The organism is Rhizorhabdus argentea, from assembly GCF_037861105.1.
In the GTDB taxonomy this organism is placed as follows: domain Bacteria; phylum Pseudomonadota; class Alphaproteobacteria; order Sphingomonadales; family Sphingomonadaceae; genus Rhizorhabdus; species Rhizorhabdus argentea.
Map to the genome: position 1 here is coordinate 160,026 of NZ_JBANFK010000008.1, position 16,108 is coordinate 176,133.

Annotated in this window: 9 protein-coding genes; 5 read left to right on the forward strand and 4 right to left on the reverse strand. The window is 64.3% G+C overall.

The window, feature by feature from the left end; translation table 11 throughout:
- Position 1 precedes the first annotated feature (1 nt).
- Entirely contained in the window at positions 2-1,549 is a 1,548-nt protein-coding gene (locus AAC645_RS10150; protein WP_340315727.1) for a hypothetical protein, read from the reverse strand.
- 140 nt (positions 1,550-1,689) lie between these two features.
- On the opposite strand from AAC645_RS10150, the gene recN reads away from it, so the two are divergent.
- Positions 1,690-3,351 carry a DNA repair protein RecN gene (recN, locus tag AAC645_RS10155; RefSeq protein WP_340315728.1) on the forward strand — a complete coding sequence of 554 codons (1,662 nt, stop codon included), beginning with the start codon at positions 1,690-1,692 and terminating at the stop codon, positions 3,349-3,351.
- Positions 3,352-3,372: 21 nt separating this feature from the next.
- Here recN and AAC645_RS10160 read toward each other — a convergent pair whose 3' ends face one another.
- The 3 genes from AAC645_RS10160 to AAC645_RS10170 are packed head-to-tail and all read right to left on the reverse strand — an operon-like array spanning position 3,373 to position 4,203.
- Positions 3,373-3,636 (reverse strand): DUF5985 family protein, encoded by a 264-nt coding sequence (locus AAC645_RS10160; RefSeq protein ID WP_340315730.1) that lies wholly within the window; start codon positions 3,634-3,636, stop codon positions 3,373-3,375.
- Positions 3,636-3,908: a DUF5985 family protein gene (locus tag AAC645_RS10165; protein ID WP_340315732.1), complete on the reverse strand. Its 273-nt coding sequence runs from the start codon at positions 3,906-3,908 to the stop codon at positions 3,636-3,638. The genes AAC645_RS10160 and AAC645_RS10165 overlap by 1 nt, the downstream gene beginning before the upstream one ends.
- Before the next feature lies 1 nt (position 3,909).
- On the reverse strand, positions 3,910-4,203 hold the full coding sequence (locus AAC645_RS10170) for a hypothetical protein (RefSeq protein WP_340315733.1): 294 nt from the start codon (positions 4,201-4,203) through the stop codon (positions 3,910-3,912).
- A gap of 281 nt (positions 4,204-4,484) precedes the next feature.
- Here AAC645_RS10170 and AAC645_RS10175 point away from each other — a divergent pair, with 281 nt between their 5' ends.
- From AAC645_RS10175 to AAC645_RS10190, 4 genes are all read left to right on the forward strand, one after another.
- Positions 4,485-9,866, forward strand: a complete 5,382-nt coding sequence (locus AAC645_RS10175) for a HAMP domain-containing protein (RefSeq protein ID WP_340315735.1) — start codon at positions 4,485-4,487, stop codon at positions 9,864-9,866.
- Between the two features lie 14 nt (positions 9,867-9,880).
- Positions 9,881-11,932, forward strand: a complete 2,052-nt coding sequence (locus AAC645_RS10180; RefSeq protein WP_340315737.1) for a response regulator — start codon at positions 9,881-9,883, stop codon at positions 11,930-11,932.
- 77 nt (positions 11,933-12,009) lie between these two features.
- Positions 12,010-14,121, forward strand: coding sequence for an NAD-dependent DNA ligase LigA (gene ligA, locus AAC645_RS10185; protein ID WP_340315739.1), 2,112 nt, complete (start codon positions 12,010-12,012; stop codon positions 14,119-14,121).
- 94 nt (positions 14,122-14,215) lie between these two features.
- Entirely contained in the window at positions 14,216-16,093 is a 1,878-nt protein-coding gene (locus tag AAC645_RS10190) for a CHASE3 domain-containing protein (protein ID WP_340315740.1), read from the forward strand.
- The last annotated feature ends 15 nt before the right edge of the window (positions 16,094-16,108 follow it).

Genomic DNA, 16,108 nt, shown 5'->3' on the forward strand with positions numbered 1-16,108 from the left:
GTCAGCGTTTCGTCGCCGCGATCGCGTCCAGCACGGCCTTGCGCTTGGGCGTCTCCGCCATGGGCTGGCCGCTATATTCGGCTAGGCCGAAATGCATCGAGGAACCTGCCGGGCTGACCGAATGAAAGAGCATCAGCAGATCGCCGAAGCCGCGATCCCATCCGGCGAGATAGAGCCGATAGGCGTCGCCCATGCGCGGATCGCGGTTCAGCCGGGCTATCAGCGCGCGGTCCTTGCCGGCATAGCTGGCGTGCTGCCCACCTTCATAGCCGATGTAGCGCAGCCCCCGCGCATCGGCCATCTGCTTGAACTGGCGCGCCGAAGCGAAGGTCGACTCGATCGAGCCTTCGAGCTTGGGAAACAGCGGCGCGATATCGCTGGTGTCCACCAGCGGATCGTTGAGCAGCCGTTGTCCGAAGTAAAGCGCGGTCGACAGCGCATCAACGTGGCGCGTGGTGTCCTGATAGTCCAGCGCATATTGAAACAGCTGCGGCCAGCTGTTCTGGCCGGACAGTACCCGAACGATCCGCCTGGGCTCGCGCGCATAGACCCGTTCCCAGATCTTGAAGCCTTCCACCGAATGCTCGGCATAGCGGCGCATCCGCGCCTCATCGCTGGTCTGGCCGAGCTTTGCCTGCAGCCCTTCGGCCAGTGCCTGCCGTCCGGCGGGGAAGCCCATGTTCCAGATCTCGTTGCCGATCTCGACATAGGCGGTCCGGGCCGGGTCGAGATGATCATGCACATATTGCGCGAAGCCCTCCATATAGGCTGCATCGGCATTCCACGGCATTACGAACCAGGGATCGACCCTCGCCAGGTTGGCGAGCGCCACCAGATGCTCAACCGCGACCCCCTGCGGACTGCCCTGGATCGTCGCGGTTGGCAGCGTCCGTGCCGGCCAACTAACGGCAGCGTTCGCATTTGCCATCTGCCAATCGAGAAAGCGCACCGCCTTGTACGGCCGCAGGCTGTCAACAAAAGCTGGATCGAACAGCAGCTTCGGATCGGCATCCGCCTCGCGGCAATCGACATTTCGAATCGGATCGGCGGGATCGGTGGCCTTGACGCGGAAGCCGGTACCAGCAATCTCTTTCTTCCACAGGAAAACGATCTGCCCAGGGCCGGTTTTCATGTCGACCACGTTGATACCGTCGACGACGCCCGTTCCATCAAAGCGGCAACGGATTGTCACGTCGCCGCGGTGCGCCGCGGCGGGCCTCGTCAACGCCAGTGTCGCCTGCTCGCCTGGCGGCAGCGCAAGCAGCGTGCCGTTGCGATCGACCAGCTTGGGATCGACGGCGGACCAGGTTGTGGTCGAGCGCCAGGTGCCGCTCGCGACCACGAGGTTCATGAAGGAGCGCTCGTTGGTCCAGTAAACGAGCGGCGAGAGGTTGATGCCGAATGCCGTAGCCCGGCGCGGCAAAGGCGTCGCGGCAGTGGCCGCGGATTCGACCGCGTTGGAGGCGGGCTGCTGCTTGCTATAGCTGGTGACGATCGCAATTCCGATGCAGAGCATCACTGCCGCCAGCGGCACCAGAACTCGCTTCATCACCTTCTCCGACCGCGTTGCCTCCTATTGAACGTTGGTCAGGCAAAAGGGAAGTGCGGCCCCTGGGCACTCCGCGCCCGCGCCCGATCGTACGATCAGCCTCTTGGCGCAGCGGGGGCCCATGTTCTACACATGTCCGAATGCTTACCGCGCTGGCCATCCGGGACGTCGTGCTGATCGAGGCGCTCGACCTAGAGTTTGGGCCGGGCCTCGGCACGCTGACGGGCGAGACCGGCGCAGGCAAATCGATTCTGCTGGATGCGCTGGGCCTCGCGCTCGGCATGCGGGCCGACAGCGGGCTGGTCCGGAGCGGTGCCGCGCAGGCGACGGTCTCGGCGAGCTTCGAGCTGGAGCCCGATCATCCTGCCCTGACGCTGATCGGCGAGAATGGCTTCGATGCGGAACCGGGCGAGGCGCTGGTGATCCGTCGCGTCGTCAAGGCCGATGGCGGCAGTCGCGCTTACATCAACGACCAGCCCGCCTCGGCCGCAACGCTGCGCGAACTCGGCGGGATGCTCGTCGAGATCCATGGCCAACATGACGACCGCGGGCTGATCAACCCGCGGGGACACCGAGCCCTGCTCGATGTTTTCGGACGGCTCGACGTTGCCAGCGTCGCCGCCGCGCACCGGGCGTGGCGGGTGGCCGAGGACGCGCTGGACACCGCGCGAAGCGACCTTGAGAACGCGGCGCGGGACCATGAATGGCTAGATCATGCCGTCGAGGAACTCTCTCGCTTCGCGCCCGAGCCGGGCGAAGAGGCGATCCTCGCCGGCGAACGATCAGACATGCAGAAGGGCGCCAGGCTGGCCGACGATCTCGAGCTCGTGACGGCCCATCTCGATGGTTCGGACGGCGGACTCTCCGCGCTGCGCCAGGCGGCACGGCGGCTCGACCGCATTGCAGCCGATCATCATCTGCTCGGCGAGGCGCTGGAAGCGCTGGACCGCGCCGTCATCGAGGCGAGCGAGGCGGAAGACAAGCTCGCCGCCGCGGCCGAGGCGATGCGCTTCGATCCAGCCAGGCTCGAAATGGTCGAAACCCGGCTGTTCGAGCTGCGCGCCCTCGCCCGCAAGCACCGCGTCGACCCCGATGGTCTGGCTGCACTGCGCGATGAACTAGCCGCGCGGCTCGACCGGATCGAGGCCGGCGGCGCCGGGCTGGCCAAACTGGAAGCGGCAGCGCAGGCGACCCGTCAAGCCTATGACGACGCGGCGGCCCGGCTAAGCGAGGCCCGGCGCGCCGCCGCGGTACGGCTGGACGCAGCCGTCGCCGGTGAGCTGGCCCCGCTCAAGCTCGATGCGGCGCGCTTTCGCACGGTAATCGAGACGCTGCCGGAGAGCGGCTGGTCTCCAGCCGGGCGCGACCGGGTGGAGTTCGAAATCTCCACCAATCCCGGCGCCGCGTTCGCACCGCTGATCAAGATCGCCAGCGGTGGCGAACTGTCGCGCTTCATCCTCGCGCTCAAGGTGGCGCTGGCCGAGCAAGGTGCCGCCACGACGATGATCTTCGATGAGATCGATCGCGGCGTCGGCGGCGCAGTGGCGAGCGCGATCGGCGAGCGGCTGCAACGGCTGGCTGGGAACGCTCAGCTGCTGGTGGTCACCCACAGTCCGCAAGTCGCCGCCCGCGGCCGCAACCACTGGCTGATCGCGAAGAGCCATGACGGCCTTGTCACCCGCACCGGCGTCCGCCCGCTCGACGCGGACGAGCGGCAGGAGGAAATCGCGCGCATGCTCTCGGGCAACGAGGTCACCGCCGAGGCGCGGGCCCAGGCGATGCGCCTGCTACAAGCGGCCTGAGCCTTTGGCGTTGCCGGAGCGTCACTGCGGCCGGCGGTTCTTTCGCCCAATCGCTGCGATGATCAGCAGGAACGCGGCCAAACGCGGGAGATAGGCCCAGCTACGTTCCTCCAGATAGATTTTAGCAAAGGCGATGGCGCCCTGGCTCACACCCAGCAGCGCGAACGCGATGGCGAAGGCAAGGAACAGCTCGTCGCCGGTTCGGCGCCAGAAGCGGAAGAAGAACAGACCAGCGAGCAAATATCCGAAGGTGATGGCCCCGGAGAGAAAATCGATCAACGGCATCAATCCTCTCCATTCCAGATGAAGCCAAACAGCAAGGTCGAAACCGCTGCCAGGCTCAACAATGTGCGCGGCAGTTGCAGATCGACCGACTGGATCACGAGCAAGTCGAACACGACGGTCAGGTTGTTTAGCGCGAGCAGCACGAAACAAGCCGCACTCCAGAGCAACAGATGCGCTCCAGAGCGGCGATAGCTGCGCCCCAGCATCACCGCGCACAGGCTGCTGGTCGCAAAACAGAGCAGATAGACCGCAGGCGGAAGATAAGAGGGCATGCTAATCCTTCCTTATACGGAATGCATCGGCAAAGGCGGTGATGCCGCCCGAGCCGGCGCGGACGATCATGCGCCGCACCTGATCGGGTGACGTGGCGTAGAAATCCCGCGTGCTGACCACCATCGCATTCAACCCGTCGGATGCCGGCCCATAGCGCACCCGCCGCTCCGGCTCGATTGAGACAAGACCTGCCGCCACCAGATCTTCGACGGCGCGCGCGACAATCAACTCGCTGGCTCGAAGTGAGGCGATGAGATCTGGTTCCGACCACAACTTGTCGCGATCATCCGCCATCAACAACAGAAGTTCGAGGGTCCAGACCGATCGAAACGTCGAACGGATGAACTCGGTGATGTCCAGCTTTGACACATTCGCTCCAGCTGCCCTGATGAAAGGACAGCGCCCCTCCAAAGACGCTGCGGCCCTAAGTAGGGTGCTTTGGCGCGCGATCACAAGCCATCGAATATGGCAACGAAATTTAATGAAGACGACCGAAACGAACGTGCTATGAAATAGCAGCGGGCCGGGGGGCCGAGCAAAACTCAAAACGGGGGGAGACGAACAGGGAGCCATCAGTGAACGCCGAAACCCCCATCGACGGTCTCGACCGCCGTCACTTGGTGTCAGCGCTGCGCAGCCTTCGCCGCGGCGATTTCTCGGTCCGCCTGCGAGATGATCTCTCAGGGCCGGACAGCGAGATTGCACAGCTGTTCAACGAGGTCGTCGAAATCAACCAGCAGATCACCCAGGAGCTGGGGCGGCTCTCGATTGTGGTCGGCAAGGAAGGCAAGATCACCCAGCGTGGGCGCGTTAAATCGGCGACCGGCGGGTGGGAGAATGCAATTCGCTCGGTCAACGAGCTGATCGAGGACATGGTGCAGCCGACCGCCGAGGTCGCGCGCGTGATCGGCGCCGTCGCCAAGGGCGACCTTTCCCAATCGATGACCGTCGAGATCGACGGCCGGGCGCTGCGCGGCGAATTCCTGCGCATCGGCAATGTCGTGAACACGATGGTGGGCCAGTTGGCCTCATTCGCATCGGAAGTGACGCGCGTCGCCCGTGAGGTGGGCACCGAAGGCAAGCTGGGCGGCCAGGCGACCGTGAAAGGCGTCGCCGGCACCTGGAAGGATCTCACCGACAACGTCAATCTGATGGCCGCCAACCTGACCGGCCAGGTGCGCAACATCGCCGAAGTGACCACCGCCGTCGCCTCGGGCGATCTGTCGAAGAAGATCACCGTCGAGGTGAAAGGCGAGATTCTCGAGCTCAAGAACACCATCAATACCATGGTCGATCAGCTCAACAGCTTCGCGTCAGAAGTGACCCGCGTGGCCCGCGAGGTCGGCACGGAGGGCAAGCTCGGCGGACAGGCGCGGGTCGAAGGCGTCGCCGGCACCTGGAAGGATCTCACTGACAACGTCAACCTGATGGCCGACAACCTTACCGGTCAGGTGCGCAACATCGCCGAAGTGACCACCGCCGTGGCTTCGGGCGATCTCTCGAAGAAGATCACCGTCGACGTGAAGGGCGAGATCCTCGAGCTCAAGAACACCATCAACGTTATGGTGGACCAGCTCAACAGCTTCGCGTCGGAAGTCACCCGCGTCGCCCGCGAGGTCGGCACCGAGGGCAAGCTCGGCGGGCAGGCGCAGGTGCCCGGCGTGGCCGGCACGTGGAAGGACCTGACCGACAACGTCAACCTGATGGCCGACAATCTCACCGGGCAGGTGCGCAACATCGCCGAAGTGACCACCGCCGTCGCCTCTGGCGATCTTTCCAAGAAGATCACTGTCGACGTGAAGGGCGAGATCCTCGAGCTCAAGAACACGATCAACGTCATGGTCGACCAGCTCAACGGCTTCGCGTCCGAAGTGACCCGCGTCGCCCGCGAGGTCGGCACCGAGGGCAAGCTCGGCGGCCAAGCGCAGGTGCCCGGCGTGGCTGGCACGTGGAAGGATCTGACCGACAACGTCAACCTGATGGCCGACAACCTGACCGGCCAGGTCCGCAACATCGCCGACGTGACCACCGCCGTGGCGCGCGGCGACTTGTCGAAGAAGATCACCGTCGATGTGAAGGGCGAGATTCTCGAACTCAAGAACACCATCAACGTGATGGTCGATCAGCTCAACAGCTTCGCCTCGGAAGTGACCCGCGTCGCCCGCGAAGTGGGTTCGGAAGGCAAGCTCGGCGGCCAGGCGCAGGTCGAAGGTGTCGCCGGCACCTGGAAGGATCTCACCGACAACGTCAACCTGATGGCGGGCAACCTGACCGGCCAGGTGCGCAACATCGCCGAAGTGACCACCGCCGTGGCTCGCGGCGACCTTTCGAAAAAGATCACCGTCGACGTGAAGGGCGAGATCCTCGAACTCAAGAACACCATCAATACCATGGTCGACCAGCTCAACAGCTTCGCGTCCGAAGTGACCCGCGTGGCGCGCGAAGTGGGCTCGGAAGGCAAGCTCGGCGGTCAGGCTCAGGTCGAAGGCGTCGGCGGCACGTGGAAGGATCTGACCGACAATGTGAATGCGATGGCAGCCAACCTGACCGGCCAGGTGCGCAACATCGCCGAAGTGACCACAGCCGTGGCGCTCGGCGATCTTTCCAAGAAGATCACCGTCGACGTGAAGGGCGAGATCCTCGAGTTGAAGAACACCATCAACACCATGGTGGACCAGCTCAACAGCTTCGCGTCCGAAGTGACCCGCGTGGCGCGCGAGGTCGGCACCGAGGGCAAGCTCGGCGGCCAGGCGCAGGTGCGCGGCGTCGCAGGCACCTGGAAGGATCTCACCGACAACGTCAACCTGATGGCCGACAATCTGACCGGCCAGGTCCGCAACATCGCCGACGTGACCACCGCCGTTGCCCGCGGCGACTTGTCGAAGAAGATCACCGTCGACGTGAAGGGCGAGATCCTGGCGCTGAAGGATACGATCAACGTCATGGTCGACCAGCTCAACGGCTTCGCGTCGGAAGTGACCCGCGTCGCCCGCGAGGTCGGCACCGAGGGCAAGCTCGGCGGCCAGGCGCAGGTGCCCGGCGTGGGCGGCACCTGGAAGGATCTGACCGACAACGTCAACCTGATGGCGACCAACCTGACCAATCAGGTGCGCGGCATCGCCGACGTGGTGACCGCGGTGGCGCAGGGCAACCTCAAGCGCAAGCTGACGGTGGACGCCAAGGGCGAGATCGCGGCCCTAGCCGAAACAATCAACTTCATGATCGATACCTTGTCGACCTTCGGCGACCAGGTCACCAACATGGCCCGCGAGGTCGGCATCGAAGGCAAGCTGGGCGGCCAGGCGCGCGTGCCGGGCGCCTCGGGCCTGTGGCGCGACCTGACCGACAACGTCAACGCGATGGCGACCAACCTGACCAACCAGGTGCGTTCGATCGCCGACGTGGCGACCGCGGTCACCAAGGGCGACCTTACCCGCTCGGTCGCAGTCGAAGCCTCGGGCGAAATGGCCGCGCTGAAGGACAACATCAACGAGATGATCCGCAACCTCAAGGAACAGACCTTGAAGAATGCGGAGCAGGATTGGCTCAAGACCAACCTCGCGCGCTTCTCGCGGATGCTGCAAGGCGAGCGCGATCTCACCACCGTGTCCAACCTGATCATGTCCGAACTGGCGCCGCTGGTGAACGCGCAATATGGCGTGTTCTACGTCGCCAAGCGCGAGGAGAACGAGACCGTCCTAGAACTGGCGGCGAGCTACGGCGCCGAGAGGCGGGAGGAACTGAAGCCCGCCTTCAACCTGCGTGAAGGGCTGGTCGGCCAGGCCGCCGCCGACAAGCGCCCGATCCTCCTGAAGAACGCGCCCGCCGACTTCGTCCGGATCGGATCCGGCCTCGGCCACGCGGCGCCCGCCAACGTCAACATCCTTCCGGCGCTGTTCGAGGACGACGTGAAGGCGGTGATCGAGCTGGCCTCGTTCAGCGAGTTCAACGAAACCCACCAGAGCTTCCTCGACCAGCTGATGGAATCTGTCGGCATCGTGCTCAACACGATCGCCGCCACGATGCGCACCGAGGGCCTGCTGAAGCAGTCGCAGCTGCTGACCCAGGAACTGCAGGCGCGCCAGACGGAGCTCACCACGAAGCAGGAAGAGCTTCACGCAACCAACGAAGAGCTCCAGGAAAAAGCGCAGCTTCTCGAAAACGAGAAGCGCCAGGTGGAGGCCAAGAACCTCGAGATCGACATGGCCCGCCGCGCCGTCGAGGAAAAGGCGGAACAGCTCGCCCTCACCTCCAAATATAAATCCGAATTCCTGGCGAACATGTCCCACGAGCTGCGCACGCCGCTCAACTCGCTGCTGATCCTGTCGAAGCTGCTGGCGGACAACCCGCAGGGCAATCTCAACGAGAAGCAGACCGAGTTCGCGCGCACCATCCACTCGGCCGGGTCGGATCTTCTGAGCCTGATCAACGACATCCTCGATCTGTCGAAAATCGAATCCGGCACGGTCTCGATCGAGCTCGGCGACATGCCGATGAACAGCCTCAAGCAGCATATGGAGCGGACCTTCCGCCAGCTTGCGGCCGACAAGAACCTCGATTTCCGGGTCGAGTTCGAAGGCGCCCTGCCCGGCGCGATCCGCACCGACGAAAAGCGCCTGCAGCAGGTCGTGCTCAACCTGCTGTCCAACGCGTTCAAGTTCACCGCGCATGGCAGCGTCACGCTCGCGGTTCGCAATGCCACGTCCGGCTGGAGCACCAATCATCCGGTGCTGCGCAACGCCGACGGCGTGGTGGAGATCGCAGTCACGGACACCGGTATCGGCATTCCGAAGGACAAGCAGAAGCTGATCTTCGAGGCGTTCCAACAGGCTGACGGCACCACCAGCCGCAAATATGGTGGAACCGGCCTGGGCCTGTCGATCAGTCGCGAAATCGCGCGACTGCTCGGCGGCGAGTTGCAGGTTCGCTCCACTCCCGGCACAGGTTCGACCTTCACCCTGTTCGTCCCCACCCAGGCGATTGCGCCGGCGGCGATCAGCGGCGGCGGCGCAACGGCGCGCTACGACAATAGCGGCGCGAACGTGCCTAATGCCCTGCCCGCGCCGATGGAGGTAACCGACGACCGCGATGGCATCGGCGATGCGCCTTTCGTCCTGATCGTCGAAGATGATGCGGCTTTCGCGTCCATCCTGCTCGACGTGGCCCATGAGGCCGGGCTGAAGGGCGTGATCTCCACCGCGGGAGCCGGCACGCTCAACATGGTGCGCAAGATGCAACCGAACGCGATCACGCTCGATCTCGGCCTGTCTGACATCGACGGCTTCGTGCTGCTCGACCTGCTGAAGCATGATCCGCAGACGATGCGCATCCCGATCCACGTGATTTCGGGTGCCGACAGACTGGCGGAGGCTGAAGCCCTGGGGGCGGTCGGCGTCACCGAGAAACCGGCGACGACGCGCCAGCTCAAGGATGTCTTCTCCGCCCTGGCCGAACTGGCGCGAAACCAGCCGCACATTCCTTCGCTGACTCTGCTCGACCGCGACGGCACCAGCCCGTCGCCGCGCGCGGTGCCCGAACTGGCCGGTGCGAAGATCCTCATCGTCGATGACGACATCCGGAACATCTATTCGCTGACCAGCGTACTGGAGAGCTATAATGTCGAGGTTCTCCACGCCGAGCGCGGGCAGGACGGCATCGTCATCCTCGAGCAGACGCCCGGCATCGATATCGCGCTGATCGACATCATGATGCCCGAGATGGACGGTTACGAGACGATGCAGCAAATCCGGCATCGTCCGAACCTGGCCGATCTGCCGCTGATCGCCGTGACCGCCAAGGCGATGAAGGGCGACCGGCAGAAATGCCTCGACGCCGGCGCATCGGACTATATCGCCAAGCCGGTGGACATCGAGCTGCTGCTCGCGCTGCTGAGGGTATGGGTTGGCCGTTCGCGCGAATGGTCCGCCAACGAACTCGCGCATTCGGCCGCTGAATGATTGCGCCATCGCCCGTGAAAAGCGACAGCGTCCCGGTGAAGGTTCACGATGCCCTCGGCGACGAGCGGGCGCGTATCCTCGTGGTCGACGACGATGAACGCAACCTGCTCGCCCTGCAGACCGTGCTAGAGGACGTCGCCGACGTCGTGCTTGCGCGATCGGGCGAGGAGGCGCTGCGGCACCTCCTGAAGGGCGAGTTCGCGGTCATCCTGCTCGATGTCTATATGCCGGTGATGGACGGCTATGAGACCGCCCAGATCATCCGAGCCCGCGAGCAGACCAAGCGCATCCCCATCATCTTCCTGTCGGCGGTGAACAAGGAGACCGAGCATCTGATCCGCGGCTATTCGATGGGCGCGGTCGACTATGTGTTCAAGCCAGTCGAACCTGTCGTGCTGCAATCGAAAGTGGCGGTGTTCGTCGACCTGTACCAGATGCGCCGCGAGATTCAGCGCAAGGCGCGCGCCGAACAGCTGCTGCTGGACGAGAATTTACGGGCCAATGCGGAATTGCTGAGGACCGAGCAGCAACTGCGGCTGGCCGAGCAACGCCAGCTTGCGATCATCGAATCACTGCCGATCATGCTCTATCTCGAGGACCCGAACGCTTCGCCGCGAGTGCCGAAATATGTCAGCGGCAACTTCAAGGTTCTCACCGGGTTCGAGTTCGACGATCTCCAGCATTCTCCCGAACTCTGGCGCAAGCGGCTCCATCCCGACGACCGCCAGCGCGCCGAGCAGGCGATGGCCGGCCGCGCCGCGGGCCAGGGCCTCGCGGTGGAATATCGCTGGCAGTGCGCCGATGGCAGCTACAAGCATTTCCTCGATCAGGCCGTGATCGTGCGCGATGCCGAGGGCCGTCCTTTTGAACTCGCCGGCACCCTGCTCGACGTCACCGACCGCAAGGAACTGGAAATCCAGCTACTGCAATCCCGCAAGATGGATGCGATCGGCAAGCTGACCGGTGGCATCGCCCATGATTTCAACAACCTGCTCGCAGCAGTTTTGGGCGGGCTGGGCATGATCGAGCGGCGGGTAACGCTGGAGGAGGACCAGCGCAAGATCATCACGATGACCAAGCGCGCTGCCGAGCAGGGCGCCGAACTGGTTGCACGGCTGCTCGCCTTCGCCCGCAAGCAGCGGCTGGAGCCGGCGCCGATCGACGTCGCGGCATTGGCCGGCGCGGTCAACGATCTGCTCGCTCACACGCTCGGCGGACTCACCCAGCTGCAATGGAATACCGATAGCGACGTTTGGCATGCTTATGCGGACGATGCGCAGCTCGAACTCGCCCTGGTGAACCTCATCATCAACGCACGCGACGCCATGCCGCAGGGCGGTACGATCACCGTCTCCGTCTCGAACCAGGCGCTCGCGCACGACCAGGCCGGGCTACAGGCGGGCAGCTATGTCGTCTTCGAGGTCGCGGACACCGGATCGGGCATCGCGCCCGACCTGATCGAGCGCGTAATGGAGCCGTTCTTCACGACAAAACCGGTGGGCAAAGGAACCGGGCTGGGGCTCAGCATGGTCTATGGTTTTGCGCAGCAATCGGGCGGCGCGATGCGGATCGACAGCCGCCTGGACGAAGGCACCAAGGTCCAGATCTGGCTGCCGCGTGCGCCGGAAGCTTTGACGCAGCTGGTGGAACTCGAAAGCCCGACACTGCCGATGGAGCCGGCCAAGCCACATTCGATATTACTGGTCGACGATCACGAGGGCGTCCGCGCCACATCGGGAGCGATGCTCAGCGACATCGGTCACCGGGTGACGACTGCGGGCGATGGCTTCGAGGCGCTGAAGCTGCTGAGCGACGGTACATGGCCGGTGGACGTCCTGATCACCGACTATGCCATGCCACAATTGGCGGGAACGGAACTGGTCCGCCGCGCCCGGAAAACACGACCGGGCCTGCCCGCAATCATCATCACCGGCAATGCCAATGCCGCCGATCTCGGAGAATTGGGTGACGGCATGGCGCTGCTCTTCAAGCCCTTCACCGCGGATCAGATGCAACGCTCGATAGCGGCGCTGGTCCGCCCGCCGCGGGAGAAAAATGTCGCGTGAGCCACAATCGGTGGGCGCGTCGGGAGGACTCATCACGCCCGGTTCAAATTGAACGAAACGGACGCTAGAACGCGGCCATGACCACCGAATCCCAGGCTGCCGACCGGCTCGCCTTCCTAGCGGCCGAGATCGCGCGGCATAATGCCCTCTACCATCGTGACGATGCGCCGGAGATCTCGGACGCCGAATATGATGCGCTGATCCGCGAAAACGGCGTGCTGGAGGCGGAGTTCCCTCAGCTCGTCCGGACGGATTCGCCGTCGAAGCTGGTTGGGGCGGCGCCGTCCGGTCATCTCGCCAAGGTCGCGCACGCAGCGCCCATGCTCAGCCTCGACAACGCCTTCGGCGATGAGGATGTGGTCGATTTTGTCGGTCGCGTCCGCCGCTATCTTAGCCTCGCGGCCGACGAACCAGTTGCGCTCACCGCCGAGCCCAAGATCGACGGGCTGTCCTGCTCGCTACGCTATGAAATGGGTGTGCTGGTGCTCGCCGCAACGCGCGGCGATGGCGCCGTCGGCGAGGACGTTACCGCCAACGTCCGGACGATCGACGACATCCCGCAACGGCTGACGGGCGACGCCCCGGCGGTGTTCGAAGTCCGCGGCGAAGTCTATATGGCGAAAGGCGACTTCGCGGCACTCAACGTCCGCCTGCGGCAGGACGCCGAAGACCCCGCTAAGGCGCGGCAGTTCGCCAACCCCCGCAATGCCGCGGCTGGATCGCTGCGCCAGAAGGATCCGTCGGTCACCGCTTCCAGACCCTTGCGTTTCCTTGCCCATGGCTGGGGCGAGGTTTCGGCGCTTCCGGCGGAAACGCAGAAGGGCGTGATGGACGCCATCGCCGATTGGGGTGTGCCGGTTTCGGACGATCTCGTCCGGGTCGACGGTGAGGCCCCTGCCCTCGCGCATTATCGCGGCATCGAAGCGCGACGCGCCGATCTTCCGTTCGACATCGACGGCGTGGTCTACAAGGTCGACCGTCTGGATTGGCAGAAGCGGCTCAGCTTCGTCGCCCGTGCGCCACGCTGGGCGATCGCCCACAAATTTCCCGCCGAGAAGGCGCAGACGCTGCTTAATGCGATCGACATACAGGTCGGCCGCACCGGCAAGCTGACCCCGGTGGCGCGCCTCGAGCCGGTGACGGTGGGTGGGGTCGTCGTCACCAACGCAACGCTGCACAATGCCGACGAGATAGGGCGGCTCGGGGTCTGGCCCGGTGACCGGGTTGTCGTCCAGCGCGCCGGCGACGTGATCCCACAGATCGTCGACAATCTGTCGCGCGACGAGAGCCGTGGCAGCTGGCCGTTCCCGGAGGTCTGCCCCGAATGCGGATCGGCGGCCGAGCGAGAGCCGGGCGAAGTCGACTATCGCTGCACCGGCGGGTTGATCTGCCCGGCCCAACGGGTCGAGCGGCTTCGCCACTTCGTGTCCCGCCATGCCCTCGACATCGAAGGCCTCGGCCTCGTCCATATCGAAAGCTTCTTTCGCGACCGGCTAGTCGAAGCGCCCGCAGACATCTTCCGCCTGACCAAGGACATCCTGCTGTCCCGCGAACGCTGGGCGGAGGTGTCGGCGGCGAATCTGATTGCCGCGATCGACGCGAAGCGGTCGCCGCCGCTCGATCGCTTTCTGTTCGCGCTGGGCATCCGGCATGTCGGCGAGGTGACGGCGCGCGATCTCGCCCGCCGCTATCGCAGCTGGAACGCGCTTAAGGCGATGATCGATCGCGCCGTCGCCGCACGAGAGGCCGCCGTCCAGGCCATAGGCGAGAGCGATCAAAAGTTCGCGGCGCGCGTGGCGAAGGAACTCGCCGCGATCGTCGAAACGCCCGGGGTCGGTCCCGAGGTGGCCTTAGCCCTGATCGATTTCTTCGCTGAACCGCATAATGCCGCCGCCGTTACCGATCTGCTCGGCCAGCTTCAACCGGCCGACGTCATCCATGAGACGCGCGCATCCGCCGTAAGCGGCAAGACGGTGGTGTTCACCGGCTCGCTCGAGACGATGTCGCGCGACGAGGCCAAATCCCAAGCCGAAGCACTGGGCGCCAAAGTATCGGGATCGGTTTCGGCCAAGACCGATCTGGTCGTAGCCGGCCCGGGCGCCGGTTCGAAGCTGAAGAAAGCCGCGGAGCTGGGCATCGATGTTGTCGACGAAGCAGGATGGGCAGACATCGTCGCGGCGTCGCAGTGAATCCCGCGCCGGTTTCTCGGTGACTGCTTCCGCAAAAGTACGAGAGCCAGCCCTTTTCTCTTGCGACCGCCCCATAGGCGCTTAATAAATCCGCATGGGGGTCGTCCGGCATCGTATTCCGTTCCTGGCCATTGTAGGTCTTACGGTCGCTGTCCTGGCTGTCATCGCAGCGCTATTTCTGGCACGCGAGCAGAGCCGATCGGGAGAATGGGCCGCGCATTCGCTCCGCGTGGAAGTCCAGCTCACCGAACTGACCGACCATGTGCGCGCCATCGAATCCGATCACCGCGGCTATGTGCTGACCCGCGATCCGCGGATGAAGGCCCAGCTTGTCCAGCTGACAAGCGAACTGCGGCCGGCGGTCGATCGGCTGCAGCAAGAGATCCACGACAATCCGACGCAGCTCGCCAATATCGGTCCGCTCCGCAAGACCCTCAATGCCAAGGTGGCGTTCGCCATGCGCGGCGTGGCCGCCGTCGACGCCGGTGAACTGCAGGATGAAGTCGCGCGGATAGAGTCCGGCGAGGGTTTCCGGCGCATGCAGGCGGCGCTCCGCGTGATCAACCGCATGATCAACGAGGAGGAAAAGCTGCTCTCCGAACGGCAGCATAGCGCCGAATTGCTGGTGCGGATTCTGGGCGGGACGCTGGTCGCCACGGTGCTGGTCGTGCTGCTGGTCGCCACGACCATAATCGCCGATAGTGCAAAACGGGAAGGCGAGCTTCTCACAGCTCGTGACGAAGCGATCGCAGCCGAAAAGAAGCTGCGCGATCAGATGGCCGCTCGCGAAAATGCCGAGGAACAGATCCGGCAGATGCAGAAGATCGAATCGATCGGACAGCTGACCGGGGGAATCGCGCACGATTTCAATAATATGCTCGCCATTGTAATCGGCAGCCTCGATCTCGCAAAGCGACGCCTGAACGATCCCGAACGGCTCGAGCGCAATATCGACGCCGCCTATGAGGGTGCCGAGCGCGCCGCCTCGTTGACCGCAAGGCTGCTCGCCTTCTCACGCCAGCAGCCGCTCGCGCCGCTGACGCTCGACGTCAACAAACTGGTCGCCGGCATGTCGGAGCTGCTGCAGCGGACGCTTGGCGAGGAATATATGATAGAGACGGTGCTCGCCGGCGGGTTGTGGCGAACCTTCGCCGATCCGGGCCAGCTGGAAAATGCGATTCTCAACCTGGGCGTCAACGCACGCGATGCGATGGCCGGCGGCGGACATGTGACGATCGAAACGGCAAACGCCTATCTGGATGACGAATATGCCCGCACGCGGGGCGATGTCGTAGCAGGCCAATATGTGATGCTCAGCGTCACCGATGCCGGAGTCGGTATGACACCCGAGGTCGCGGCCCGTGCGTTCGATCCCTTCTTCACGACCAAGCCGATCGGCAAGGGCACCGGCCTCGGACTGAGCCAGATCTTCGGCTTCATGAAGCAGACCGGCGGCCATGCAGCGATCTATTCCGAACCCGGCCAGGGTACGACGGTAAAGCTCTATCTGCCTCGCCATCATGGCGAGGCTGTCACCCCGCGCAACCGCCTGAGCGAAAGCGAGACAGTCGTACCCCAGGCACGGCGGGGCGAAACTATCCTGGTCGTGGAGGACGAACAGCGGGTCCGCCATTTCTCCGTCGATGCGCTGCGCGACCTCGGCTACATCGTGGTTTCGGCCGCCAATGGCGCGGAGGCGCTCGATGCGCTTGCCGAACAGCCGACGATCGACATGCTCTTCACAGATATCGTGATGCCCGAGATGAACGGACGAAAACTCGCCGACAATGCCCTGGCGATGCGCCCGGGGCTGAAAATCCTGTTCACCACCGGCTATACCCGAAACGCCGTCGTCCATAATGGCATGCTCGACGCCGGGGTAGCTTTCCTGCCCAAGCCTTTCAGCGTGACCCAGTTGGGGGTCAAGATACGCCAGGTGCTCGACAATGGCGGCGCGAACCGGCCGGTGTAACTCCGGATATCGGCC